Source organism: Rubritalea sp., assembly GCF_051252225.1.
Classification (GTDB): domain Bacteria; phylum Verrucomicrobiota; class Verrucomicrobiia; order Verrucomicrobiales; family Akkermansiaceae; genus Rubritalea.
Window position 1 is genome coordinate 148,043 of record NZ_JBPOGE010000007.1, and the last position, 25,283, is coordinate 173,325.

Annotated in this window: 28 protein-coding genes; 8 read left to right on the forward strand and 20 right to left on the reverse strand. The window is 48.1% G+C overall.

Translation table 11 applies throughout. From position 1 onward, the window contains the following. Positions 1 to 52 precede the first annotated feature (52 nt). The 6 genes from ACSHX2_RS08945 to ACSHX2_RS08970 form a co-directional block, all read right to left on the reverse strand. Positions 53 to 763, reverse strand: coding sequence for a hypothetical protein (locus tag ACSHX2_RS08945; RefSeq protein ID WP_435692590.1), 711 nt, complete (start codon positions 761 to 763; stop codon positions 53 to 55). Positions 764 to 972: 209 nt separating this feature from the next. Then, positions 973 to 1,551: a hypothetical protein gene (locus tag ACSHX2_RS08950; RefSeq protein WP_435692591.1), complete on the reverse strand. Its 579-nt coding sequence runs from the start codon at positions 1,549 to 1,551 to the stop codon at positions 973 to 975. A 149-nt stretch (positions 1,552 to 1,700) separates the two neighbouring features. Continuing rightward, positions 1,701 to 3,614, reverse strand: a complete 1,914-nt coding sequence (locus ACSHX2_RS08955) for a TPM domain-containing protein (protein ID WP_435692592.1) — start codon at positions 3,612 to 3,614, stop codon at positions 1,701 to 1,703. Positions 3,615 to 3,639: 25 nt separating this feature from the next. Then, positions 3,640 to 4,209 carry a LemA family protein gene (locus ACSHX2_RS08960; RefSeq protein WP_435692593.1) on the reverse strand — a complete coding sequence of 190 codons (570 nt, stop codon included), beginning with the start codon at positions 4,207 to 4,209 and terminating at the stop codon, positions 3,640 to 3,642. Positions 4,210 to 4,304: 95 nt separating this feature from the next. Further along, complete coding sequence (locus ACSHX2_RS08965) at positions 4,305 to 5,000, reverse strand: hypothetical protein (RefSeq protein WP_435692594.1); 696 nt, start codon at positions 4,998 to 5,000, stop codon at positions 4,305 to 4,307. A gap of 94 nt (positions 5,001 to 5,094) precedes the next feature. Continuing rightward, entirely contained in the window at positions 5,095 to 6,219 is a 1,125-nt protein-coding gene (locus ACSHX2_RS08970; protein ID WP_435692595.1) for a D-2-hydroxyacid dehydrogenase, read from the reverse strand. A 159-nt stretch (positions 6,220 to 6,378) separates the two neighbouring features. Between ACSHX2_RS08970 and ACSHX2_RS08975 the strand changes: the two genes are divergently transcribed. The 3 genes from ACSHX2_RS08975 to ACSHX2_RS08985 all read left to right on the forward strand — a co-directional run bounded on the left by ACSHX2_RS08975 (position 6,379) and on the right by ACSHX2_RS08985 (position 7,798). Beyond that, complete coding sequence (locus ACSHX2_RS08975; protein ID WP_435692596.1) at positions 6,379 to 6,879, forward strand: hypothetical protein; 501 nt, start codon at positions 6,379 to 6,381, stop codon at positions 6,877 to 6,879. A 116-nt stretch (positions 6,880 to 6,995) separates the two neighbouring features. Beyond that, complete coding sequence (locus ACSHX2_RS08980) at positions 6,996 to 7,454, forward strand: DUF1456 family protein (protein ID WP_435692597.1); 459 nt, start codon at positions 6,996 to 6,998, stop codon at positions 7,452 to 7,454. A 47-nt stretch (positions 7,455 to 7,501) separates the two neighbouring features. After that, positions 7,502 to 7,798: a hypothetical protein gene (locus ACSHX2_RS08985; RefSeq protein WP_435692598.1), complete on the forward strand. Its 297-nt coding sequence runs from the start codon at positions 7,502 to 7,504 to the stop codon at positions 7,796 to 7,798. An 85-nt stretch (positions 7,799 to 7,883) separates the two neighbouring features. On the opposite strand, the gene ppx is transcribed toward ACSHX2_RS08985, so the two are convergent. The 6 genes from ppx to ACSHX2_RS09015 form a co-directional block, all read right to left on the reverse strand. Beyond that, positions 7,884 to 9,389, reverse strand: a complete 1,506-nt coding sequence (ppx, locus tag ACSHX2_RS08990) for an exopolyphosphatase (protein WP_435692599.1) — start codon at positions 9,387 to 9,389, stop codon at positions 7,884 to 7,886. A 152-nt stretch (positions 9,390 to 9,541) separates the two neighbouring features. After that, entirely contained in the window at positions 9,542 to 9,760 is a 219-nt protein-coding gene (locus tag ACSHX2_RS08995; protein WP_435692600.1) for a hypothetical protein, read from the reverse strand. Between the two features lie 75 nt (positions 9,761 to 9,835). Then, positions 9,836 to 10,219 (reverse strand): hypothetical protein, encoded by a 384-nt coding sequence (locus ACSHX2_RS09000; RefSeq protein ID WP_435692601.1) that lies wholly within the window; start codon positions 10,217 to 10,219, stop codon positions 9,836 to 9,838. Positions 10,220 to 10,319: 100 nt separating this feature from the next. Beyond that, the gene (locus tag ACSHX2_RS09005; RefSeq protein ID WP_435692602.1) at positions 10,320 to 11,642 is read right to left on the reverse strand and encodes a homoserine dehydrogenase; all 1,323 of its coding nucleotides are present in this window, start codon (positions 11,640 to 11,642) and stop codon (positions 10,320 to 10,322) included. Between the two features lie 178 nt (positions 11,643 to 11,820). Then, positions 11,821 to 13,083 carry a hypothetical protein gene (locus ACSHX2_RS09010; protein ID WP_435692603.1) on the reverse strand — a complete coding sequence of 421 codons (1,263 nt, stop codon included), beginning with the start codon at positions 13,081 to 13,083 and terminating at the stop codon, positions 11,821 to 11,823. Positions 13,084 to 13,088: 5 nt separating this feature from the next. Continuing rightward, positions 13,089 to 13,691, reverse strand: a complete 603-nt coding sequence (locus tag ACSHX2_RS09015; protein WP_435692604.1) for a hypothetical protein — start codon at positions 13,689 to 13,691, stop codon at positions 13,089 to 13,091. Positions 13,692 to 13,769: 78 nt separating this feature from the next. Here ACSHX2_RS09015 and folP point away from each other — a divergent pair, with 78 nt between their 5' ends. Beyond that, on the forward strand, positions 13,770 to 14,618 hold the full coding sequence (gene folP, locus ACSHX2_RS09020) for a dihydropteroate synthase (RefSeq protein WP_435692605.1): 849 nt from the start codon (positions 13,770 to 13,772) through the stop codon (positions 14,616 to 14,618). A gap of 441 nt (positions 14,619 to 15,059) precedes the next feature. Here the strand turns inward: folP and yajC are convergent, their stop codons facing one another. After that, positions 15,060 to 15,371 carry a preprotein translocase subunit YajC gene (gene yajC, locus ACSHX2_RS09025; protein ID WP_435692606.1) on the reverse strand — a complete coding sequence of 104 codons (312 nt, stop codon included), beginning with the start codon at positions 15,369 to 15,371 and terminating at the stop codon, positions 15,060 to 15,062. A 3-nt stretch (positions 15,372 to 15,374) separates the two neighbouring features. Beyond that, positions 15,375 to 16,544 carry a tRNA guanosine(34) transglycosylase Tgt gene (gene tgt / locus ACSHX2_RS09030; protein WP_435692607.1) on the reverse strand — a complete coding sequence of 390 codons (1,170 nt, stop codon included), beginning with the start codon at positions 16,542 to 16,544 and terminating at the stop codon, positions 15,375 to 15,377. A gap of 735 nt (positions 16,545 to 17,279) precedes the next feature. Between tgt and ACSHX2_RS09035 the strand changes: the two genes are divergently transcribed. Next, the gene (locus ACSHX2_RS09035) at positions 17,280 to 17,624 is read left to right on the forward strand and encodes a hypothetical protein (RefSeq protein WP_435692608.1); all 345 of its coding nucleotides are present in this window, start codon (positions 17,280 to 17,282) and stop codon (positions 17,622 to 17,624) included. Positions 17,625 to 17,741: 117 nt separating this feature from the next. Here the strand turns inward: ACSHX2_RS09035 and ACSHX2_RS09040 are convergent, their stop codons facing one another. Beyond that, positions 17,742 to 18,029: a hypothetical protein gene (locus tag ACSHX2_RS09040; RefSeq protein ID WP_435692609.1), complete on the reverse strand. Its 288-nt coding sequence runs from the start codon at positions 18,027 to 18,029 to the stop codon at positions 17,742 to 17,744. A gap of 50 nt (positions 18,030 to 18,079) precedes the next feature. On the opposite strand from ACSHX2_RS09040, the gene ACSHX2_RS09045 reads away from it, so the two are divergent. Next, positions 18,080 to 18,379: a hypothetical protein gene (locus tag ACSHX2_RS09045; RefSeq protein WP_435692610.1), complete on the forward strand. Its 300-nt coding sequence runs from the start codon at positions 18,080 to 18,082 to the stop codon at positions 18,377 to 18,379. Here ACSHX2_RS09045 and ACSHX2_RS09050 read toward each other — a convergent pair. Continuing rightward, on the reverse strand, positions 18,373 to 19,470 hold the full coding sequence (locus ACSHX2_RS09050) for a metal-dependent hydrolase (RefSeq protein ID WP_435692611.1): 1,098 nt from the start codon (positions 19,468 to 19,470) through the stop codon (positions 18,373 to 18,375). The two genes, ACSHX2_RS09045 and ACSHX2_RS09050, sit on opposite strands and share 7 nt — an antisense overlap. A gap of 83 nt (positions 19,471 to 19,553) precedes the next feature. Here ACSHX2_RS09050 and ACSHX2_RS09055 point away from each other — a divergent pair, with 83 nt between their 5' ends. Further along, positions 19,554 to 19,784 (forward strand): VF530 family DNA-binding protein, encoded by a 231-nt coding sequence (locus ACSHX2_RS09055; protein ID WP_435692612.1) that lies wholly within the window; start codon positions 19,554 to 19,556, stop codon positions 19,782 to 19,784. Here ACSHX2_RS09055 and ACSHX2_RS09060 read toward each other — a convergent pair. Both ACSHX2_RS09060 and rdgB read right to left on the reverse strand, forming a co-directional pair. Then, positions 19,781 to 21,523, reverse strand: coding sequence for a serine/threonine protein kinase (locus ACSHX2_RS09060; RefSeq protein WP_435692613.1), 1,743 nt, complete (start codon positions 21,521 to 21,523; stop codon positions 19,781 to 19,783). The two genes, ACSHX2_RS09055 and ACSHX2_RS09060, sit on opposite strands and share 4 nt — an antisense overlap. Before the next feature lie 88 nt (positions 21,524 to 21,611). Next, positions 21,612 to 22,226, reverse strand: a complete 615-nt coding sequence (gene rdgB, locus ACSHX2_RS09065; RefSeq protein ID WP_435692614.1) for an RdgB/HAM1 family non-canonical purine NTP pyrophosphatase — start codon at positions 22,224 to 22,226, stop codon at positions 21,612 to 21,614. A gap of 49 nt (positions 22,227 to 22,275) precedes the next feature. Between rdgB and ACSHX2_RS09070 the strand changes: the two genes are divergently transcribed. Continuing rightward, positions 22,276 to 22,731: a thioredoxin family protein gene (locus ACSHX2_RS09070; RefSeq protein ID WP_435692615.1), complete on the forward strand. Its 456-nt coding sequence runs from the start codon at positions 22,276 to 22,278 to the stop codon at positions 22,729 to 22,731. Positions 22,732 to 23,114: 383 nt separating this feature from the next. Here the strand turns inward: ACSHX2_RS09070 and ACSHX2_RS09075 are convergent, their stop codons facing one another. After that, positions 23,115 to 24,266: an alpha-hydroxy acid oxidase gene (locus ACSHX2_RS09075; protein WP_435692616.1), complete on the reverse strand. Its 1,152-nt coding sequence runs from the start codon at positions 24,264 to 24,266 to the stop codon at positions 23,115 to 23,117. A gap of 87 nt (positions 24,267 to 24,353) precedes the next feature. Further along, complete coding sequence (locus ACSHX2_RS09080) at positions 24,354 to 25,274, reverse strand: homoserine O-succinyltransferase (protein WP_435692617.1); 921 nt, start codon at positions 25,272 to 25,274, stop codon at positions 24,354 to 24,356. Positions 25,275 to 25,283: the final 9 nt, after the last annotated feature.

The following is a 25,283-nucleotide window of genomic DNA, read 5'->3' on the forward strand; positions in this document are numbered from 1 at the left end:
TAGAACAAGCTGTAGACAGGCTTTGTTGCTGAAGATGAAGTGCCCGTTGTCGTTACTTGAGTACAATAGAGATACCGCCGATAGAGATGAGGGCTTTAGCTGATGAAGCCTGACCGGACGGTGCTGGAGCTACGACAGCTGGAGCGAATGCGGCTTGAGTGGCTGGTATAGCAGCGATGGCTGAAAGGTTTATATTCGTGCCGGTGCGAGTACCAGTAGCTTTGTCTATGCCGCTACCGGTAATTTTTTGCGTGTCTTTATCTGCAGTAAATGCGCCTATGGTGTACTGGCCTGAAGCAATGGATACGGTATTCCCGTTACCGTCATCAAAAATGGTGGTGCGCTTCCTTTCTACAATGTTTTCACGTTGGTCACTGAAAAAAAACTGCACTTGGTACCTTTGCCCAACCTTCAATCCCCCGAAGGTGAAGGTATGGTCGTTATAGATAGCGGTGGTGTTGAGTACGTGTGAGTCAAAGTCGAAACCACCTAAGGCCTTTTTATAGGTCGCTGCTGTGAATGGCTTGGTAGTAGTCGTGTTTTTATCACCAGTGTAATAGGTCGCGCTGGTAATAGTGCCGCCAGATGTAGTACCTGAAAATACAGAGGTTTTGTTGTAGCGATTATGATTTACGATTGTTAGGTCGTTACCGGTGATAATTTCATTGGTGTTTCCAGTGATGTCCTGGGCGGGAGACCATGTGATTTCGGCAGCGTAGGAGAGACTGGCGAGCAGGAGAGAGGTGAGGAGTTTTAGTTTCATGCCGTATGTGTTGGTTGTTGACGCTCTGAAATTTACCCATTGATCGTCAACGTGTTTGATCGGATAATTCTGCGCAAACCATCAGTCAGTTTGCAGAGTGACTTATCTGCGGAGGATGGTGAAACGGCTCTCGGATAGTTACCCTCTTATAGAATCAGGCTGATTGAGAGTGGATTTTGCAACGATTGCGATTGGGGTGGCAGCCACTGTTATTCTGCTAGACGGATGTGAATCTCACCGTGTTCCACTTTTAGCTCTTCGATACCACGGCTAATCTGGTTTTGTTCCAGACCAATGTTAGAGAGTAGATTTTGTCCCTTGAGCTCGGCGAGCCAGGCATTCGGGAGTGAGATTCCCCAGAGTGTGACATCGTCGAGGATAAGGGAGGGAGTGTCTTGGTCGCTACTGATCTTGAAGCGGGCTCTGGCTTTGAGTTCTTTTCCTCCCAGTATGGGGAGGTCTGGGTCGAGATCGGTACGGACTCGAGCATGGATAGCATCTCGCGCAAACTCGATTTTCAACTTATCTCCGAGCGTGGTGTTGTGATGGATGAGCGCGTTGACTTCACGCTCAGTGAAGATGATATCTTTACTGCCGGGTTGGTAGGATGGGTCTTCTAGATCGGTGACTTTTTTGTCTAGAATGATCTGTTCTGCCCCAGTCAGGACGGTTGGCGTGATCGGCCGATTAAAGTACCAGTATGCGAGGGCTCCACCTGAAATCAAGAGTACGAAAACTGCTGTTAGGATCAGCAGTAGCTTCCGCCTCTTCACGGTTGAAGGTTTCATCTCAGCTTCGCTCACATTTTCCATAGAATAGAGGCTACGCGAAATGGCGAGCGAATGATAGCGGAGAGTTAAGTCAGCAAATAAAGCCTAGTGAGAATCCACTCGCCATAGCTAGGGATTCCTCGCTGTAATATAGAGGAAGGCTAAGACTAGTGAGCTTCTAGCTTGTAGAGTGCTTGGCAAGAACGGCTGAATGCTCTGGCGCGGGCTGGCTTAAAGCTTAACTGAAATTCTGAGACAACTTTTTCTCCATTAATCGATACGGAAATTTTATTAGAGTCATCCCATGACAAGGATGCGTGCTGGATAGTCTCAAGGGAGATCGGTCGACGTGTGTATTCCTGGATATCGCCCTCAAGGTTAATGAATAATGTAGGTGTGGCATTTTTACCTAACTGTGAAATTGAGACTGACGCGGTGTTTTCATCATTTTCGTCCTTTAGACTAAATGTAGTATAAGGCCTCTGTCTTGGGTGCCAATTAGTAGAGTGGAGCACCACATCGACATCGATTTGTCGCATGTTAGTAGGTAGTTTGATGCGCTTCCGTCTCACGTGCGCTGCAGAGGCTTTTAGAACAAATGGAGCTATGGGGAGATACTGTTTTGCTTCTGTATCTTCAATTTTTTTGATGAGATGCGAAGCGTTCTTTTTACTTCTTAGATAGGATTTGTAATAGCCGGAGAGTGCGGAGTTTCCTGGGTCAGCCATATGTGTGTCTGCAAAAATTTGGTCGAGACGGCTGAGGTCAGGGTAGCGATACTTCATTTTTATAAGTTGTGAGGTATACCCACCTGCCACAGGATCTAACTTAAGCCCCTTTTCTGCCATCTTGATAGCATCACGAATCCAGTAGCATTCGTAGTAAAAGAGGTCCGCGAGTTGGAAGTAAAGAGAAGCATTATTCGGGGAGGCAATAATTTGAGCTTCTAGCGAAGCTATGCTCTCCTTAATGTTTTGAGGGAAGGGAACTGGAGCTGGAGTAGTAGGCACAAGAGGAAGGATAGTGTGTTCAGGAAAGGCAAACATCCAAGGGTGGTCCATATTCGCTGGGTAAATCGTTTCCATCTTGTAGTCCTGTTGGTTCAGCGCCCATGACTTTGTTACGTCTACAAGCCAGAACCCTTCATGATCTTTACGTAAAAAAATGGGAAGTGCACCTTTATCGGCGAATCTCACTGCAGCTAGATTTCCTTCTTGGTATACCCTGTAGTCAGAGTTGAAGTTTTTATGGAAACTCTTGAGAAAGCTCGCGCTTTTAGGGTATTCTAGCCGCATGTATTGGCTCCCTTCTGTGAGCAGCGGTAGGAATGGGTCATTGATGCCACGAGTGAGTGAGCCGATGAAACGGTCGACGACAACTTTCAGGTCTTGGTCTTTATCGTAATGGAGGCGCTGTGTTTCCGACAAGTAGACTACTCCGTCGTTCTTTTTGAGCTTATCCTTGAAAAAATTATCTTCTGTAACTCCTGCGCCCCCTGAGAGGAAGCGGCCACCCATCCAGGCGTCTGGGGTTGTGTCGGGTTCAGTTTGGACTGCTAGCTCCTGTTCATAGCTGTCGCCTTTTTGTCGTTGCGACATTGAGTAGACGATGGTCGTAAGGAAATCTCCAAAGAAGTCTCCGGCGAAGTAGTTTTTAGCTTGTTGCTGGAGTGAGCCGACAAAGCCATCAGGAAAGAGACCTTCGAGCTCATAAGCGACTTCTATTTTAAGAACTCCTTGTGATTCGACGAATAAAATGAGAACTCCGCGTCCTTGGTTTTGGGCGCCAATCTCGTTCAATGTCATCATCTTTGAGGCGTATTCTTCTACCGAGAAATTTGACGGAATTTCCTGAAGTAGAGCGACTCTGAAGTCGATATTGGTAAGGTCTCTTGCGCGATCAAGTTCAAGCGCGAGAGTGATATCTACACCCTTGTTGCTAGTTTCGTTGTAATAGTACTGAGAGTTTTTTGTGAATTGGAAAACTTCATTGAGCTGTGATTGTTCAGGCTGTTTTGAGCAACATGCGAGAAAGAGAGCAAATCCGAGGAGGATGCTTCTGCGAAAAAAGAGAAAGAGCATAGGTCAGTATAAGCTATAGATTCGCCTACAGGTCTATTTGAGGAGCCGCTGATGCTTCAGGAGCTGCTTGGAAATAGTCTTCTTTTTTCTCTTTTCCGAATAGAGCTCCAGGTAGCTTGGTGACTAGATTGTTATAGCTGTTGATACTCTCGTTGTAGCGTGTGCGTGAAACAGCAATTCTGTTTTCGGTTCCTTCGAGAGAGTAGATGAGCGAGGTGAATTGATCGCTCGCTTTGAGGTCCGGGTAATTTTCAGCAACGAGTATGATTTTATTAAGCTCCGTATTAATGCTGTTCGCGAGCTTAGCTTTTTCGTCTGCTTGCTGGCTTTCTCCCCACTGGCTACGGAGCTTTGTGATATTCTCAAATGTTTCCTTTTCGTGCTTAGCATAGCCTTTGACTGTTTTTACAAGATTAGGGATGAGGTCGAAACGGCGCTGTAGTTGAGTGTCGATTTGGGCGAGATCAGTAGCGACAGCATTTTCAGATTCGACTATTTTATTATAGGTTTGAAAGGTAGAAAATCCGAAGACTCCGAGTAAAGCTACAAGGATAAGGATTACGACAAGCTTGATGGGTGATTTTTTAGCGCACACGGCGTGAAGTAAGCAAAAAACCTAACAGGTGACAATCTGCAAAATTCGAAGTGTGCTCTTATCCAATAAGGGAGACTTGTTAGAGGGCCGCGCTCTTATTCGAGGATGAGTGTGAAGCCATCGATATTAAGGAGGGCGCGAGCAGATGAGTGGGAGTTACCAGATGGCTTTGAAGTTGCGGTGACTCCATCGTCGCTGGTGAGGGCAATAGCGGACAGGTTGACGTTGGTTCCAATGGTTTTCTCCTCATTCTCTACTCCGCTTGCTGTGATAGTCAGAGTTTCACTGTCCGCGGTAAATGAGCCGGTGATGTACTCGCCAGAAGCAATTGCAGCAGTATGTCCGTCGCCGTCATCGAAAGTGATTGTGCGGGGCTTCCCGCGGCTGTCACTGTAGAAAAATTGTACTTGGTACTTTTGGCCAACCTTCAATCCTCGGAAGGTGAAGGTGTTGTCATTATAGATTTCTATAGTGTTACCCTTGTGATTATCGTAATCAAAACTGGCTAAGGTCGTTTTAAAGTCTGCAGCCGTAAACGTGTAGTTTGATTGCGTTTTATTCGCTGCTCCAGTGTAATAGGTGCTTGCGATGATATCACTTCCCGTTGTTGTCCCTTTATAGAGTTGAGCATTCGCTGCACGATTGTGATTCACGATTGTGAGGTCCCTACCAGTGATGATCTCATTGGTGTTGCCAGTGATGCTTTGGGCGTTAGACCAAGTGATGTCGGCAGCGGAGGAGAAGGTTGCTAGGCTCACAAGGAGAGCTGGGGGGATGAGTGTTATTTTCATGCGAGGAACTTAAAAGATCACAACAATATCTTAGTGTTTCCTTTAATCGTCAACATGTTAGAATTTTTTGTTTCGCGTGATTAATCACTGATATTTAGTAGCCTGCAGCTTTGTCGACGGTGTTGAGGAGGGGTTCTCCTGCGCCGAATCGGCGGATATTTTCGAGAATGACGGCGGATCTGCGCTCATTTGTGATCGCTGCGTTCCAGGCGATGTGAGGGGTGATAATGACATTGGGAGCATCCCAGAGGGGATTGTTCGCGGGGAGTGGTTCTGGATCCGTGACGTCGAGGCAGGCTCCGGCGAGTTTGCCGTTTTTGAGTGAGTTAATGAGAGCGTCTGTGTCAACGATGGCACCACGGGCGATATTGATGAGGTAGGAGCCGTCTTTCATAGCGGCGAATGCTTCTGCGTTTATGAGGTGCTTGGTCTCAGCTGTGAGTGGGACGGCGATGGCTACCACGTCGGCTTCAGGAAGGAGGCTGAGGAGTTCTTGTGGTTTTCCTACTTTTTCAATGAAGTCTGCGGAAGGTGAATCGCTGCGGCGGGTGCCGATGACTCGCATACCAAAGCCATGGGCTCGCTCAGCAATTTCTGATCCGATCCCGCCGAGGCCCACGACGAGCATGGTTTTATCTTTTAGGGAAATGGATGGATGAGGTGCGCCCTCTCGAACCCATGTTTTCTTCTGCTGGTTTGCTGTGTAGAAGGCTAAATTGCGTGTCTGGTAAAGTAGCATAGCCATGGCGTGGTCCGCGATAGCTGGCCCATGTACTCCTCGGCAATTAGTGAGGATGAGGGCGTCGTTATCGACGATGGTTGGTATGGAAATGTAACGGTCAACTCCTGCAGTAGGGGTCTGAATCCATCGGAGATTTGTGGCTTTTTTCAGAAACTCTGGCTTAGCGTAGCGCCCGTCAATACCGTGGGCTTCGTCTGCTCTTGCGAGTGCTTCTTTTTGCGAGAGTCCCGAGATGATTTTCACATTGGGTGCAGTCTCTTTTAGTTTTTTGATGTCCTCTGGGGTGAGTGAGTTGGCAAAGTAGGTGAGTTGCTTTTGCTGGTCGCCCACTTCGATAGCGACTTTGGCTCCGCGTAGTGAGCCGACTTCTTCTGCTAGAGACTGAGAGTTTTCTTTCGTATTCGAACTGGCGAAAGCCAAGCAGGCTAGAAGAGAGTAGAATGTTGAGAACCAAGAGCTGGGCTTTAGTGAGTACATAAGTAGGTTATTTACAGTGAATAGAGGGATCTAGCAAAAACGTTTTCCCATGCTCTGGAAATAAAGCCATCATCTTTAATAGGTTGAGATTTCGTGTTGCTATGTAATGCGAAATAATCATTGCCTGAGTATAAAAGATGTTAGTAAGACATTTTCGTTATGAAAATCTTTCTAGTGTTGGTGTCGATAGGCGTTATGGGGGGCATGCTCTATGTTCAATTTGGTAATGAAAAGTTAGGAGGAGTAGGTACAAAGTTAGGCGCTATTACTTCTTCTTTTTCTTCAGCGAAGTCCGGAGGGAGTGATAAAGACGAGCTCTATCGAAAGGGTGTTGTTGGGCGCTGGTGCTTTGACTCGTTAGTTAGACAAGGCTTCACGATGAAAGGAACGGTTAACTACTTGAAGGATGGAACTTTCATTATAGATGCTGATATTGGCTCAAAGTATGGTTCTCAAGATCTTACAGGAAAGGGAACCTATCATATTAAGGAGGGTGTTGTGTATACGGATATTTCAGAAGTGTTCCCTGTTGAACTGAGGCATCTGAAGGGAGTCGATAAATTTAAAAAGCAATATGCTGAGAAGATCATTGCGCTCTCAAAAAATGAAATTGAGCTACAAGGCCGAGCCAAGAAACGTTACACATTCCGCAGGTTGTAGTAGAAATTTCACTGATTTACTATTTGGAGTACGGGTTGAGACGGTGGGTATCTAGGTTCTGGCGGTTGGTTTATTCTTGTATCCACTCCTTATTAATCTCAGCGTACGCCAAAATTATGAATAACAACGACATCCTGCGCCGCCTCCGATACGCATTTAACTACAGCGATTCTCAGGTGGCTAAAATCATCGCACATGTTGGCGGGAAGTCGGGCGCCGCTCAGGTAGGAAAATGGCTGAAACGTGAAGAAGACGCTGACTTTCAGCCGCTCTCAGATGCAGAGCTCTGCCAGTTCTTGGATGGTCTAATCATTGAGAAACGTGGTCCACGCCCTGATGGAGCTATTCCTGCGGTTCAGGAGCGTATCTCTACAAATGAGATTTTGAAGAAGCTGAGGATTGCACTGGCTCTTCGTGAGGATGGGATGATGGAGGTTTTCAAGAACGCAGACTTTGTGGTTACTAAAGCTGAGCTTGGATCCTTTTTCCGTAAGGAAGGTCAGCGAAACTTTGCCAAATGCCCGGAGCAGGTATTGCGCAAGTTTATCCATGGGGTGGGACAGACTGCGAGTTAGTGGTTAATGTTGACTCTGCGGATTGTTGAGATACCTCTCGAGAGAATATGTCAGAACAACAAAATACACCTACATCTTCTTTCGGGTTTCCAAAGTCTACTCCTAAGAGACTTCAAGAGGAGATCGAGAAGCTGATCCCTAAGGAATTCCACGAGCAAGCGATTGTCATTTTACGTGATAATGAAAAGCAAAGTCTTCGCGATGTTCTTTCGACTAGACCGTATAACCTCACACCAAACATGATCGCGATGTTACTTAAGAACTACTATTCCCACGGATGTGACACTTCTGCTATCTTAGAGAAAGCGACTCAACTCGCTGCACTGATGCAAAAAGGGAAGTAAGCTCGTATTCGATTCGACATGGCTGGGACGGGATTTACTTCTCCGTTTCCGCTATGTACGTGTCATCACAGGCTAGTCCGGCCTGTTAATGGAACTCGAGTTGCCAGTCAGCAGCTAGCCAATGGGCTTGCTCGCTAGAAAGATCGGCATAGAGAAGCTTATTAGCATCTAACCAATTAGGGTCTGTGCTGCTCAGAGTCCATGTGTTTTCTCTCACACTTAATTGCATTGGTGGTAGAGCTTCGTCACTGCGTTGGCCATTTACTACGATAGCTAATCGCAGAATGCGCACCAGGTTGAGCACGTGTTTTTTCTTAAATAAAGTCAGGTCTCCTATTTCCTGGATTTTGAGAGATTTACGATGAAATCTCACGAGAGTGGCCATCACTTGCTGCTGCTCGGTGTTGAAACCAGCCAAATTTGTGTGGCGCAGAATATAGGCTGAATGACGATGGACTGCTTGTAAGTTGATACTCAAACCCACTTCATGAAGCAGCGCACTCCATTCTAAGAGTTCGAATAATTCAGTGTGTTGTTTTAGCAGAAGGTCTTCAGCTACTTGATAAAAAAACTCACCCGCTTGTTCTTTGACTTTAGAGGCGTGTTCGAAGTCGATATTATACTTCTGAGCTAAGGCTTCAGTGGTACGCAAGCGGATGTCTGTACGATGGAAAGTATCTTCCATTTGGTAAAGAAGGCCTTCTCGTAAGGCGCCTTCAGAGAAACGCATATGCTCAATTCTCAATGCATTAAACACTGCCTGTAAGATCGCAACACCAGCGGCAAAGACGGGTTTCCGCTCTGGAGAGAGGCCCTCTATGGTGATGTCTTCAATGGTGTCGAACTCACAGATCCGGTCAGCTAATTTACTTAAGCCCTTAGCGGTGATCACTGCGTCTGGTGAGCCTAAGCATACTAAGACTTCACTGATCGATTTAATGGTGCCTGATGAGCCGAAGGCAATGTCCCAGCTTGTTTTTCGGTACTGAGAAGCAATCGGTTCTAGTTTTTGCTCAGCAGCAAGTACCGCTTTCGAGAATTTCTTTTTCGAGAGTTTTCCATTAGCGAAATAGGTATGGGTAAAATTAGCACAGCCCATGGGCTTACTGTTGACTAAATGTGGGTCAAATCCGTGGCCTATGATGAGTTCGGTACTACCACCACCGATGTCGACCACGAGCTTAGAGTCGGACTCTGGCTGAGTGTGGGCTACTCCTAGGTAGACTAGACGAGCCTCTTCTGCGCCGGGGATAATTTCTATTGGAAATGGGAGAAGCTTCTGCGCGCGCTGAATGAAAAGGTGTGCATTGGTCGCAACTCGTAGCGTGTGGGTAGCGGCAATCGAGACATCTTCTGGCGCAAAGCCAGTGAGACGCTCGGCAAACATGGCTAAGCAGTCTAGGCCGCGTTTCATCGCATCGGCATCGAGCTTGTGAGCTTCATCGAGTCCTGAGGCGAGAGAGACGCGTTGTTTATGGCGACTCACTAGCTGTAGTTCTGAGCCAATGACTCTGGCGACTACCATGTGAAAACTATTCGATCCTAAATCGATCGCTGCGATATCGCGCGCCTTATTCTGTGTCGTTATCATCCGTGTACTGAAGCTTCATGTGACTTTTAACACGCGCAGCTAAGTAAGCCAGTATCTTCAGTGTGACAATTAGTACTCATTCATAGAGCTGAGGGGGGAGTGAGCTCGCATCTGGGCTACAATGAGGCTCACTGTAATAAATTTCCCTATTGTTAGTCTCTGCAGAAAAAAATGGCGATACTGAGTATTCCACCGACTCCCCAGAGCCAAAAATCACTACTTACGACGTAGGGGTAGAACATCAGAGCGAATCCAAGTACACGAGGCTGCCACATGTCTTTCATCTTACCGTAGGCCACGTAAATCATGCCTAGGGCCCCGAAGATTACCCATGCATAGATCGTATTCGCGGTGATGCTAAGAAGTTCCATTACGCCTATTCAGACTTAGTTTTAAGGGGATGCAACGTTATTACTGTGCCTACAGTCACTTGAGCGGGCAATGGTCTACTGCTGAATAGGAGATGCTTGGCTCTGCTGGGAGGGAGAGCTCTTAGCGAAGCGGTGGTTGACTTCTTTTTCGGCAAGACGGTTTTCGAAGGAGTCTACGATTTCTGCATTGTGGATGCGGGCTTCGAGTTCGCACACTCGGTTCTCTAGTTCTTTGAGTTTCTTGAGCGATGCTGAATCGGACTTTCTAGGCCTTCCGAAGAGCCAGATAGCTGTGATCGATACTGAGCTACTAAGAAGGATGGCGAGAGGTAGGTAGGCTGAGAAACCTCCTAGTTTGCCGCCAGCGATAGCTGTAGTGATGAAGAGGATTGCGGTGGCGACTACCACGCCAATAGTGGCGAGGGTCTTGGTGAAACTGTTGCCAAAGCTGTCCTTCATTACTGGAGAAAGTAGCGAGAAAGTGATCAGCTGCAAATAAAATACCCCGTTCCTAACTTAGCCAGGAACGGGGTAGTGAAAGAATAGTCTCGTTGAAGACTTAGCTTGTAGCGAGTTTCTCGATACGGAAGATGACTGGTTCAGAAGTGACGCAGTCGAGTGCTTCGCATTTAATCAATGTCTCACGTAGCTTGCCGAACGGGCATTTATGGAGAAGAAATACCATGTCGCGGAATTCCTTATCCGGGTTATCTGGATCTACAGGTGAGTGAGTGCCAGAAATGCCGATGCCGTCGTTCGCGAGGATGTTTGCGATTTCAGCGATGACACCTGGGCGGTCTTGGACTTCGAAACGAACGTAGTAGGAGGTTTCCGTTTGGTCGATTGGTAGAACTTTACCGTTATCTGAGTAGGGTAAAAAACCACGATGGCCAGCAGCGTGGACGAAGGTGTAAGCGGCTTCTACGAGGTCACCGACTACGGATGATGCGGTAGGTTCTTTACCTGCTCCACGACCGTAGAAGAGGGCTTCACCGGAAGCATCACCACGGACTGCAACAGCATTGAATACGCCATTTACGGAGGAAAGAATGTGTGACTTAGCGATGAATGAAGGCTGTGTGCGGATCTCGATGGAGCCGTCATCGTGTTCCTTGACCAATGAGAGGAGCTTCACTGCGTAGCCAAGCTTGGTGGCGAAGTCGATGTCGATAGTGCGTACTCGTTCGATACCTCGGACGTAGACATCCTCAGCAGGAATAGTGAAACCGTAAGCGAGAGTTGCGAGAAGGATTGCCTTGTGAGCTGCGTCCCATCCATTGACGTCGAGTGCTGGATCCGCTTCTGCATAGCCTAGCTCTTGAGCTTCTTTGAGCGCTGTTTGGTAGTCGAGACCAGCGTTGGTCATGCGCTCGAGAATATAGTTAGAAGTACCGTTGATGATACCGGACATTGTCTCGATACGGTTACCAACATAGGAGTCCTGAACTGCCTTGATGACTGGAATGCCTCCAGCTACTGCGGCTTCAAAATGGATCGGTGTATCGTATTCACGAGAGAGGGCGAAGAGTTCTTTTCCGCGCTCAGCGAGTAGAGCCTTGTTGCCAGTGACGACAGGCTTCTTGAGCTTGAGAGCTTCAGCGACGATGTCAAAAGCGGTAGTCGTACCACCGATGAGTTCTACTACAATGTCGACTTCTGGGTGATGAATCACCTCCATCCAGTCAGTAGTGAAGAGTTCTGCTGGAGCGTTTTCGACACGCTTTTTGCTAATGTCGCGGACGGCTGCTTTTTTTACGCTGAGAGAGAATGCGTCCTTGGCTCTGTTGGAAATGAGCTGGCCATTGCGTTCGAGTGTTTCCCAGACGCCTGTGCCAACTGTGCCGAAGCCAGCCATGCCGATACCGATGTGTTGTGTAACCATGATGTATGCCTCAAAATGAGTGATATTTTGAGGAGTTTTAAGTGTTATGAGTTATGTAGCAGTAAGGATACTGCTCAAACGCTTTGATCGGGGCGATGTTGCGCGAGATCAGGATACAGTCAAATCCTTAATCGGCTCATTTCCAGCCAGAGGCTTTTGGGGGAAATGGAGCAAGTGTTTACTCGTCTTCTAGGGCTTCACTGTGGGTGATAGTCACTGAGTGTGAGTTTATAGAAATCGACAGATTTGAAGCAGAATCATTCACCACATTTTCAGCCCATTGATAAAATTCGTTTGCCTTGGTTTCGTGAGAGAAATCGAAACTCCATAACGTGTGAGCCGTTTTAGCAGCTTCAGTAGTGATGGATAATTGGTCGCTCTTAAGGTCTTTGATCCATTCACTTTGGATCGTATTAGTCGAAGGGTGCTGGTCGAGGTAACTCTGGAATGTGAGAGCCCCGAGTCGGGTGTTAAGCTGAACGGTGTAGGAATTTTCGTTTTGTCCGAGCGGGTTTGAGTCGAGCGGGGGAGGTTCTGCGAAAGGGTGGTTTTTCAGTAGAATGCCTTTCGTAGAGGAATTTCTGGACTCCAGAGCTTGGTGGATTTCCTCTTGGTTCGTGAGACCGTTAAGGTAATCTTTGCCGTGGATGTTGGCAAAGGTGGTGATGTTTTTGACAAAGACAGGGAGCTTAGAGAAGAGTTCGGCGGCTTCTGTGTTTGGTGCGCGTTCTGTGATGAAGCCTATGTGTTTGGCTTGGAGGGTGTAGAAACGGTCTTGTAGGATCGATGCCCGACCGTGGTGCAGGGCTCGGCGAGCGATGAAGTGGTCGAGGCTGGGTGTGTTAGCTAGCGGGTAATGCTGGTCGAGTAATGCGATGGCGAGAAGACGGATGAGTGCTGCTTGGTGGTGGATATTCTCCTCATCAAATCCTTCTGCGAGAACGATCTCGCCGGTGCTGGGGTCGTAGACACCACGTGAGCCTGTAGTTTCTGCTGTGATGATTTGGCCAATCCATTGTTGGTTAGGGGGGAGGATTTCTAGTACATCGAAGCTGTAGCTGAGTATTTCTAACTGTTGCTCACCGAATGCTCTTAGCCAAGCCTGTCCGGAGGCGTCGCGAAGGACTCCTTGGTCTCTGATGAGAGCAATAGGCGTGCTACGTAACTGTAGACCGAGGTCTTTTTCAACGAAGGAAAGGAGCTGAGGAGCGAGGCTCTGTGTGCCGTCATTTTCGATGAGTTTGCGCAGTGCTGCATTGTCAGTGCGGACTCGGTCGAGTTCTGCTTCGAGTTCCTCAATGTAGGTGAGAGTCATCTCGTCTGGAGCGAGTGCTGACTCAGAGGGCGGACTCGCATGAAGCGCTCGGTCGATATAGAGCTTTGCTCCCAAAAGGGTGGCGCCGACACTCAATACCATGAGTAAGGCTGATGGACGTAGCATTGTCATTATTCCCCGAGTCGACGAGCGTTCGGATTTACAGGATCGTTACGGAATGGGTCACGCTCTACATCAGAACCTGGTTTGTTGCGGTTAAGATAGGTCATGAGCTCCTCAGAGGTTTTTCCAGCTTGAGAGGTGAAAACAATGGGGGCAGAGCGTTCACCTTGCGCGGTGTAGTGGTAGCGAGTAGCGCGCACAGGTTCTTCCTTAGTAGGCTCGTTTTGAAAAGTGCGCTTTACGCGAGCGTCGTACATGTTTTCGGCGACTAAGCGTCCTGTATCCTTGTGATAACCGTAGACGATTCTGAAGAGTGGGCGTTTCGACCCATCACGGACGATCCCGCTTCTGAGGTTACCGTATTTATCACGACGAAAAGTAGTAGTGTCACGAATAACGCGCTCGCCGTTTGATTTCTCAATATAGGTAGTTTTGATGAGCTCTGTGTTGTCTGCGTCACGGGTGAATTTAGTGACGGAACCATCACGATTGTTCATCAATCGGGAAAGATGTTTACTGTCACTAACAGACTTTGCTTGAGAAAATACTGGGCTATTAAGGCCAGCAGTGATCGCTAAGAGTGCGAATAGGATACGAGGCAAGGTGTGCATACCGTGCAGCTAAGCGACAATTTCGTCAGCTTTCAAGTTTTCAGTTTACCAGTGGGGGGAGATTGGCTTACTAACATCATGCGCTGGAAGACAAAACACCGAGTGATAGATGTTACTGATCGAGGTATGATCATGGGGATTCTCAATGTCACACCAGATTCATTCTCTGATGGGGGGAAATTTTTCGATGTGGATCAAGCGGTGAACCATGCGATAGGAATGCTTCAAGAGGGCGCTGAAATTATCGACATTGGTGGTGAGTCGACTCGTCCAGGAGCGCCTGCTGTTTCAGCTGCAGATGAACTCGAACGTGTGTTGCCTGTCATAAAAGCATTGCGTGCAGCAAGTGATTGTTTGATTTCCATTGATACGAGCAAAGCTGCTGTGGCTGAAGCAGCGATTGAAGCGGGCGCTGACATTGTGAACGATGTGACAGGGCTTAAGGGGGACGTCAATATGGCGAAAGTCTGTGCTAAGTCAGATGTCGGAGTCGTGGTCATGCATATGCAGGGAAGTCCTGAAATGATGCAGGATAAGCCCGAGTATGAAGATGTGCTGCGCGAGGTTCGCAAGTTTTTCGAAGAACGCTACCGGACGCTCACGAAGCTGGGGGTGAATCCACAGTGTTTGTGTTTTGATCCCGGTATCGGATTTGGGAAAAACCTAGATCATAATCTACAGTTACTGCACGGATTGTCCTCGCTCGTGGTGAATAACCGCCCGCTGATGTTAGGTGTGTCGCGGAAAACGATGATTGGTAAAGTTCTCGGAGTTGAAGATGCGGAAGATCGAGATACCGGGACCGTTGCGCTGACGGCAATGGGGCGCAATGCTGGGGCGAAAATTCACCGAGTGCATGCAGTGAAGCGGAACTATGAAGCAATGCGCATGGCAGAGGCTGTTACGAATGCCGAAGGGGCATTTTAAGTAAAGGTAAGCTCTGAGCGTGGCCCGAATGAGACTGGCATTCAGCCAGCGAGAACACTCATGTTGGAACCCTACCGTTTGAGCTTCGCTCAGCACGGTAGGCTGCTATGAGATTCGGCCCTGCCGAATAAGCTCGTATATACATACAGACTTCGCTCTGTAGTGTGTTTTAAAAGTTGTATAATCGAGCACCGTAACTGAGGAATAACGCAGATTCAACAGGATAGCGCCCAGCCTTTACTTCTTCCGCAACGCGCTATTCCCCAAGCTTCATTAAAATCACATTTGTCTCTTTCGGAGCTCAGTTTGGTATCAAGTGCCGACGTCTAGTGCTTTATAGCGGGCACAAAAAACCACAGATCCAGCAGGGGGGAACAGACGCTTAGGCCTGTCTCAACTGCAAAATCTGTGGTGAGTTGAATTTCTTGATCGAGAAAGAAGTTACTTCTTCTCGTCTTTGCTCACGACAGTGGCGACAGAAGATCGGTCGTACTTGACGAAGACATTTTCAGCGAGGCGGAGGGAAACGGTTTTTTCGCTGAGTGCGTTTACCGTAGCGTGCATGCCGCCGACAGTGATGATTTTGTCGCCGACTTTGAGAGCTTCTTGTCTAGCTTTGAGTTCCTTTTGGCGCTTTTGCTGTGGACGGATCATTACCACCCACATGATCACGATCATGATGCCGATGAAGATGAACTGGCCTGGGCCGCCACCAGGAGCGGCTTGTGCGAGAGTATTAAGAGTACTTGTCATAACTTATTTAGAATTTGCTGTGTAGCGTGCGGTGAATGCGTCTTTGAATTCGGTGAAAGTACCGGCTTCAATTGCTTCGCGCGCTTGCTCCATGAGCTGTAGGTAAAAATGCAGATTGTGGTAAGAAAGCAATCTTAAAGCGAGCATTTCCTTAGCACGCCAGAGGTGGCGAATGTAGCTGCGGGAGAAGCGGGCTACGCTAGGGTGTGTGGTCTCGGTGAGTGGGCGTTGATCCAGCTCAAATTCCTTATTTTTAATGTGAATAGGTCCGTCAAAAGTGAAGGCTAGACCGTGACGTGCCACGCGGGTCGGCATGACGCAGTCAAACATATCTACACCACGAGCGATCATCTCCAGCATCTGAGGTGGCGTGCCTAAGCCCATGGCGTAGCGTGGTTTATCTTCAGGAAGGTGAGGGACCGCATTGTCGATGGCGCGGATCATTTCATCCTCGGGTTCACCTACAGAAATGCCGCCTACTGCGTAGCCGTCGAAACCTATTTCGATGAGTTCCTTCGCCGATTGTTCACGGAGGTCGGCGTAGATAGAGCCTTGAACGATGCCAAAGGCGAGCTGGTGGTCCATCACGGTAGAATTAACGATGAGACTGTTATCGACTTGCCACGGGACGACCTTGTCGCGATTCGCGACATGCCATTCTTTGCAGCGCTTTGCCCAACGGGTGGTGAGAGCTAGCGAGTCTGCTGCATATTTTTCATCGCAGGGATAGGGGGGGCACTCGTCGAAGAGCATGGCGATGTCCGAGCCGAGAGTGGCTTGAATTTCCATGCTTGATTCAGGTGAAAGCATCATTCTCGAGCCGTCCAAGTGATTGGCAAAGGCTACGCCCTCTTCGGTGATTTTGCGTAGCTTCGCCAGTGACCAGACTTGGAAGCCGCCAGAGTCAGTGAGGATAGGCATGTCCCAGCTGGAAAATTTGTGAAGCCCTTGAGCGGCGCGAATGACATCGAGTCCGGGACGCAAGTTTAAGTGGTAGGTATTCCCTAGAATAATTTGGGAACCGAGATCGACAAGATCATCTGGGTGCAAAGTCTTGACTGTGCCTTGGGTTCCTACAGGCATAAAGATGGGAGTCTGCACGACGCCGTGCGCGGTGGTGAGTTCCCCGCGGCGCGCCTTGGTTTTTTCGTCGGTCTTGAGAAGCTTGAACATGGCTGAAGCAATTACTCACTGCAGATCGTCTAATAGTCAAGTGATGATCAATCGGTCAGAAGTGCCAAGTTTTTAGCACGCCGGGATTGGGCTTATAGAGCTTTTTTACAGTGGTGAATAATTGCTTATTTTTGAATCAGACAGTCATTTTTGTTTGGTTTCTATAACTGTAGTTAGGCAGTTTATTTTGTAGTTTATGGCATTAATTTCACGCGAAATGATAACTTTAGGGTTGCGCTTTCAGAAAATCGATCGTAGTTGTTGATCAGATTTAACGAAATCACCAATGAACGCCAACTTTACACATACTCACTTTAGCAAGTTTTCCTGCGGGAAATCTTCGGGTGCTATGTTTACAGGCATTCAGATGATTTCCTTCATGTGGTCCTCTAAACAGAATGGAGGGACGCGAGCTGCATAACCAAGTATTTACAACTAGATACGAATTCAATGTGGCTCGCTTTCCAAAACTGGAAGCGAGTTTTTTTATGTCTCCAATCCAGTGGGAAACTACCACAGAGAGTTGCCGACCGTGACAAAGTAGAGAAATGCTAGCGAACGAAAGCACTTTTTGAATGTCCGAAATTTAGATCTGAAAAAGATCCTTCACTCTAACCGATAGACTCAGATGGGTCTGTGTGATTCTAATTGGAGTAATCCTATTGATATCATATTATTAACTAACTTTTTTAATTAAATGGGGTGTGACTACCCCTCAACCAAACTACTATTATTATGACAACTTTACTCGAATGGACAAAAAATGAGGCAGCTACTAAGGCTGCAGAGCTAGAGCTTCTCGTGGAGCTCACCGCCAAGGAAGCCATAGTGCCAGCATTGCTGGTACGTAACTTACTGCCGATATTGGCAGAAGAGCCAGGATTACTTGTGGATGTGGTGCTCCAACTTACGAACCCGAATTGCGATTACACCGCAGTGGCTCTGAAAGATTACCAGAAGGCCTACGCTGGAGTGCTTAATGCGCCAGGAGTCCGGGCTCGCGAGGTTCTACTCCGCGCCTTGGAAGACAGCGCGAATCGTGCAGGCTACGCTGAGCTCGCAGACGAGCAAGCCGCCTAAGAACTCTTTATTTATAGGCATAGATATGTGTTGAATGTCCTTTGCCGAGGACAAGAAAGCTCAGGGTGTCAAAACCCTGAGCTTTCAATTTCAGTGTGAGATGGGAGCGTTCTTAAGTCACGCCAAGGCGTCCACGAGCTGGAGCCATTCTTGCTCGAGAGAGCAGCTGGGCATTTCTTTACCAGCGCGGTGGTACCAGTAAGAGGCATTCGATAGGTCACCTTCGACCCGGTGAAGGTACGCGTGGATCCATGAGCCAGAAGGTTCTGGGATATGATCGCACATGTCATGAGCTGCATGCCATTCGCCGGCTTGTTCGCGCCACAAAGCTTGGTGGGCGAGACTGAGGTCATTTGGCATGGCTTCGCCGGAGTGGGCAGATTTGAGGAGTTCAGTGGCAGTCATGGTAGTTCGTGATTTACATCAGAAGGTTTGTTAGGAAATCTGGTTCGAGAATGGGAAAGATACCAGAAAGGAAGCGCAGCTCAGATGAGTTGGCAAGGATGCAGATGCAAAACGCTCTGCAGATGCGCCCGCCTGTGGAGAAATATCAACGACAGGTAGCGAATCCTGTTTTGTTAGTGTTCGTGTACCTTCTCTCGTTCGTGGGTTTAGGAATCATCATTGGCCCCATTCTTTTTTTCGCGAAGCCTTTGTCCCGTCACCATGCGGCATTTGTACTGTTGATTTCATTAGTTGTTCTGGGAGTGAGCGGGCTCTACTACTACGAGAACTATGCTCGTTATGACTATTGAGCTGGATCCCACGGCCAAACCCCTTGCTGCCAATGAAGGGCTCTGCCCATCACGCGTTCTTTCTGAGTGCCGAAGACAAATGTCGCGAGCTTCTCAAATGGCTTACCATTTTCTTCTTTTTGAATAAGCCGCGTTCGTTGGTCCGTGACTGAACCATCCTTTTCGAGGGTGAGTTTCCAGAGGAAAGGTGGGCTTTTGACAGGTGGATCGTAGCTATTATCAGGACTCTCTCCAAAACGCAGATCGACGAAGTAAATGCTATTTGGACTCTCGGTATCTTGGAAGACTTTCCACCAACCCTTGCTGAACCACTCGAGGGTGTTGAAGGCCTTGGAGCCGAGGTAGGGCGTAGCTATTTCTGGGCTTTGCTCTATGGTTTCTATGTGTACGGGGCGTACGTCTGAGTCGAATAACGACCAGTAAGTGATGAAGTATTGTTCTTCATTGCGCGCCACCATGCGCCACAGAAAAATGTTGCTCAGTGTGGGGGAGATTAACATGTCGGTGTGCGAGATATTGTGAGTATTTAGCCGCGTTTCAAATTGAGCCCGAGCCATGTTGAGGAAGAGTACGCTGGCGAGTACATAAAGTGAAATCCACGCGGTGGTAGTCCAGGTGATCCAGCTGCGCGCCCTACCCTCACGTAAACAAAAGAGGCAAAGAAAGTTTCCAATCAACATAGGAATGGTGAAGAAAAGATCTACTATGGCCATGTTCCCGAAGGCTACTCGGTAATCACTGAAGGGTTCTAATACCTGTGTTCCGTAGCTATTAAAGCAATCGATAAGCACGTGAGTGGCCCATGTGAGGAGGACGAAGCCGGTAGCGCGTCTGTAGCTCACTGATTTATGTAGCCTACTCAGAAGCCAGCCAAAGAGAGGGCTCATAAGGAGCATCAAAAAAAGTGAGTGGGAAAGGCTGCGGTGGTTGCGCAGGCCGTCCATGGAATCTAGCCAAGGTGACATGAAAATGTCTAAATCGGGGACGGTTCCGAAGAAGACTCCCCAGAGCGCGCCCTTCCATCCTAGTTGTCGGCGAAGTACGAGTTCGCCGCAGAGTCCGCCTAGTGCTGCTTGGGTGATAGAGTCCACGGTCGGCACCCTACAGCAACTTTGTGAAGAAACAAATTGTTAGAGAGTGACAGGGAGGAGCAAGTGAACGATGCTTTTCTCTGATGAGCGAGAAACGCGAGCACCCCAATGACCCACTGCACGGAGTAAAGTTAGAAACAATGCTAACAGATCTAGTAGAATACTATGGCTGGGACGACATGGCGTGCCGAATTCGCATTAATTGCTTTGCGAAAGATCCAAGTGTTAAATCGAGTCTTAAATTTTTACGAAGAACGCCGTGGGCTAAAAATAAAGTAGAGATACTGTATCGTCACTATCTTGAGGTCCGCTAGTTTTTGAGAACCTTGACCTTGAGCGCATTGAGGGAGAGCCCAATGTCTTCGCCTGATTTGGGCTCGCTAGCAGTAATCTCTAAGTAGATAGTCTCTCCGGGGCTAAGTTTGCTGATATTATCAATCGTGCCAAATGAGGTGTTCTCATGGTTTGAGCTGTAGATCCTAGGCTTGCCAAGCGTCTCACCATCTTGGTTTTTGAGAGTGACGACAGCATCACAGTTCCAGGTAGTGAAATGCGAATGAACCTGGAGTCTGGGATTAGGTTGATCAGAGGGGGCTACGAGAGCTACTTTCCAGCCTTCTCCAGGATCGAGATCACAGGATTTTGAATTCGCGTTGAGAGCTGGTGTTTTGGTGTGCTTGACTCCCGCTTGATGAAATTTGAGTACTTTAAGCGGGTGTGGAAAGTGTTGGAATGAGCCGATGTCCGTAGTGGCTTGGATGATGTCGCCATTCGGGTGTGAGGCTGTTTGCTTGGTGAGAGATTCTCCCATATACACTATCCAATCATCGCAGAGATTGTTGGTGATATTTAAATTTGGCTTGCTCACAGGTTGGCCAGGAGGGGAGGAGTAGCGCACAATTTTGTTAGGGTTGATGGTGGGGATAACCGAGGCTAGCTCAATAAGAGGTTTTGGAGACTCTCTCAGGTTTTGAGTTTGCTTTTCTTCTAGGTTGGGTGCAGTGCTAGCTAAGTCTGGTGTGTTGTTACTTTTGTCTTCACTCAGAAGGGCTACGGCGGTGATTATTAGAACCACTGCAATGGAGGAAAGTGTAACGACGAGTTTGACGGGGGATTGCTTCTTAGGAATGAAGACAGGAAGTGTTTCGACCTTTGAGGTGTGGATGACCTTATTCGGGAGTTTCGGGACGATGAGTTTTGGTGCCGAGCTGTGAACTGCGTTGCGTTCATTTTTTGGTGTGAGCTTTGGCATGCTATGCAAGGCTTCTGACGCGCCAGAAAAGCGTTTTCTTACATCGGATTCAGTAAGCTTGGCAATCCACTCGACAAAGTTTGGGCAGAGGTCGTCTCTGTAGTCAGTAATGGGAGGAAGAGTTCCCTCGCGGTGCGCACGGCTAAGCTCTGCTAGATCAATTTCGGCAAATGGGTGACCACCGATGAGGCTCAGATAGATCAGGTGGCCAACCATATAGAGGTCTGATTTCGAGGTTGGCTCTTTGTCATCAAACATCTCGGGAGGCATGATGACTGGGTCAGCCATACGGGCGTAGGCTGAGTCGATGCCTTGAATCAATGGCGCGAGCCTGGATAGACCAAGGTCATTAATAATGGCACGGTAGCCGCCGCGTGGTCGCTTGATGAGAGTGACGGATCCAGTGGACATAGCACCGTGGACGAAGCCGTTAGAGTGGGCTACTTGCAGAGCGTCTAGTAATTGTTCAGCCATGTCATAGACGTGCGCTTCCTCGAGTGGACCTTGATCAATTTGCTTAGCGAGTGTTACGCCATCAATAAGTTGATAAATCAAGTAGGCGCCGTCTTCGTCTACGCCTGCTTCAAGGACTCCGAGTAGACTTGGGTGTTGTAGGCTACAAAGGTTGTGTGTGAGGGCTGTAAAAGTACTTTCCCAGCCGCGCGTCGAGGTGTCTCCCTTGGCACAAAAAAAACGGCGAACAGCAACTTTACGCTGTAGCTGATGATCAGTGGCTTCGTAGACCCCGCCAGTGCGACCCTTACCAATGATACGGGTAAATTCGTATCTTTCTTCGTCCATTGCTTGATTTTCTATTTTGGGGACTGTCTGTAAGTCTTCTTTTAAAGGAGAATAGGGCAAAACGCAAATTTACATCTATAAAATATGCTCAAACATTCTCAGCGATCCATGGCTGCGCAAGCTCCAGCGCACGGGAGCGGTGGCTTAATGTGTTTTTTTGCTCAGCTGTGAGTTGGGCGAAAGTTTGATTAAAACCATCGGGCATAAACAGGGGGTCGTAGCCGAATCCGCCTTCGCCATGACGCTGCTGTATAATTTTTCCTTCAACGGCGCCCGAGAAGTGCGCCAGTCGTTCACCATTTTTGGCGATGACAATGACGCATCGGAAACGGGCAGTACGCGAGGTGTCTGCGGGGAGTTTGGAGAGTTCGTCTAAGAGCTTTGCATTGTTCGCTGAGTCATTGCCTTCTTCGCCAGCGTAGCGTGAGGAGTAAACGCCGGGCTCGCCATGGAGGGCATCGACTTCTAAGCCCGAGTCATCAGAAAGCACCCATTGCTCAGTAAGTTTGCTGATTTCTACAGCTTTGAGTGTGGCATTCTCAAGAAAGGTGGTGCCAGTTTCTGCTACTTTTGGAAATTTTTTTCCTGCTAAGTCTTCAACTGAGTATTCGGTCCCAAGGATCGCCGAAATTTCTTCAGTTTTATGGGCGTTACCAGTGGCGATGAGAATGCTTTTTGCTGGAGGCATGGGCTTTTTTTGCATGATTTTTAGGAAATGGGAATAAAAACCCGTTCTCAAACCGCTTATAGTCATGATGAAGCAAAGAATTACTTTTTTGACAGTGGCAATAAGCTTACTCGTTTCGGTTTCGAGTGTGTTTGCTGGGGAGGCGTGGCTAAAAAGTATTCCCGAGGCCCGAGAGTTGAGCGAAAAAACTAAGAAGCCTATTTTTGTAGAATTCACGGGTTCGGACTGGTGTCCCCCATGTATAATGATGGATCAAAACGTCTTTTCTAAAGAGGCATTCCTAAGTGAGGCTGGGAAGAACTATATCTTAGTGAAGATCGATATTCCTCAGGGCGATAAAGCATTGACCAAGAAGAATGAGAAGGTTCTTGAAAAATATAACATCAGCGGAGTGCCAACAGTGTTGTTGATGGATGCTGATGGAAAAGAGTTTTCAAGATTCAATGCATCACAGTTCAATACGGTGGAAAAGATGCTCGCGGAACTAGAGCGTCAATTGAGAATCAAAGATATGTTTTAAAATAGTCACAAAGAGCAGCTTGAGAAATTACTCAGCTACTTTTAAAAGAAAATTTCATTGTGTAGTAAACGTGGAAGAAGGGTGTGTGCTTTGGGAGGCGCACGCCCTTCTTATTTTTTTAATAGCTATAAAAATGGCGGTCATGCTCGGCTTTAGAAAGTGACTTCACCACAAAACACATTCTTGTTGAGCATGACCGCTGGGGTCACCAGCTCGGAGGCTGGTGGTCGATGGATGAAACGAGGCTTATGGCCAATTCCAGCCTCACTTCATCATCGAAAATTGGGGATTTCTTTTTAGAAAAAAAGAAGATCATCCAAACCTGTCGTACAGGTTTATGTTGTTAACGCATCCTCAGTGAGGCGTCAACCTAGGAGTTTCGATTAATCTCGAATAAGATGATTTGGGAAGTCTTCTACTCGTTCGCAAGCAACCTGTTCCATGACTTGCTGGAGCTGACGTTTGAGCATCGTGAAGGTATGGTGGCCTCCTTTTTTGCCAAGAGCTCCGACACCGTACATTGGAGTACGTCCGAGGAAAGTGAAGTCAGCGCCAGAAGCGAGTGCATTTGCGATATCTGGGCCTGAACGGATACCTGAGTCCATCATGATCTTGATGCGGCCTTTAAATTCTGGAGCAAGCGCTTGGAGTGGCTTGATAGTAGACTGGCCGGAGTCGAGCTGGCGACCACCGTGGTTGGAGACGATAAGGCCTTCGAGTCCGAGCTTGATGGCTACTTCTGCATCCTCTGGGTTTACAATCCCCTTGATGACGATGTTGCCCTTCCACTTGTCGCGGAGTGCTTGGATTTTATCTTCACTGAGGCGTCCGGAAAATGTCTTATTCATGAATAGACCGAGGTGCTTCATGTTGAGACCTTTCGGGATATAAGCCTTCATAGTTTGGAACTCAGGAGCTCCAGCGAATAACTGGCTGAATGACCATGTCGGGTGCGTGCACATTTGGAAAACGTTCCGCGCAGTCATACGGGGAGGAATGGAGAGACCATTCTTAATTTCTTTCGGGCGGTAGGCAAAGGTTGGAGTGTCAGCCAGGATGACGAGGGTGCGGCAGCCGGCAGCCCATGCTCGCTCAAGGAGCTTGTCGCGGAGATCGTCTTCCGCAGGGTGGTAGAGCTGGAACCAAAATTTTCCTTCAGTGATTTCAGCGACTTTCTCAATACTCGCAGTGCCGACTGTGGAAAGGACGAACGGGATGTTGTGATCCTTTGCTGCCTGTGCGAGGATTTCGCAGCAATTAGGCCACATGAGGCCTTGCAGACCTACTGGAGCCATCCCGAAGGGGGCATCATAGCTTTCGCCGAAGAGTTCTACTTCTTGTGACGCACCTGGGTAATTACGAAGATAGTATGGCTGGAGCTGGACGTCGCGAATTTCGTCAGTGTTACGACTGAGGTTGATCTCGGAGAAGCAACCGCCATCGAGATAATCAAAAGCGAAGCCAGGCATGCGCTTTTTAGCCTGAGCGCGCAGAGCTTCTACTGAGGGGAAGCGTGAATCGAAGAAATCTTTCATAATGGATGGTCTATATATACGCTTAATATGGATATGGACATAGAGGATTTCATCATCTAACTATGTCATTTCCACAAATTCTGCGGATTATGTGTTTTTGATGTGCGTTAAATCGAATGGGGTGTCCTGGTACAGCTCATTGAGCCAGTTGTTAAAGAGTAAGAAAGCATAAGGGCGCCAGCGGTTAATCGGCTCGTTCGAGTCATCATCCTCTGGGAAATAGTGCGCAGGGAGCTGAGTGTCGGCGCCCGCTTCTTTGTCACGCCAGTATTCTTGCCCGAGAGTGTCGTAGTCGTACTCAAGGTGGTTGAGTATGAAAAGGTCACCAGTTTGTTTACAGCGCGCCATTGCAACGCCGGATTCTTCGGAGCGTGCTAGAATTTGAAGGCCTACAGCTTCTATTTCTGCTGCGTTGTTTGCTGTGTAGCGAGACACGGGCATTGGGAAGCGTGCAGTGAAGCCCTGGAGTAGTCTAGAAGCACAATCAGGTTCTAGGTTATGGTCATAGATGCCGAAGAGTTTTTGTTCCATCGTATGTTTTTCCACACCATGGAGTACTTTAAGAAGAGCTTGGGCACCCCAGCAGATGCCGAGCCGACGGAATACGTGGGTACGCGACCATTCAATAATTTCGCTGAGTTCGTCCCAGTAATTAACTTCTGTGAAGGGTAGTGTTTCGATGGGGGCTCCAGTGATGATGAGAGCGTCGAAATGCTCGTCTTTTATTTCTTCGAGCGTTTTGTAAAATTCGAGTAGATGCTCTTGTCCTGTATTGCGCGGAAGATAACTAGCAGTAGTCATCAGTGTGAGCTCGACTTGAAGTGGGGAGGCTCCGAGAAGTCTGGCAAACTGTACCTCTGTCTGCACTTTCTTGGGCATGAGGTTCAGCAGCAATACGCGCATTGGGCGGATGTCCTGATGAAGTGCCGTAGAGCTATCGATCAAGTCAATCCCTTCGGCGTGTAATGTCTCCCGCGCTGGAAGTGTGTCTGGAATTTTAATCGGCATGTGCTTGTC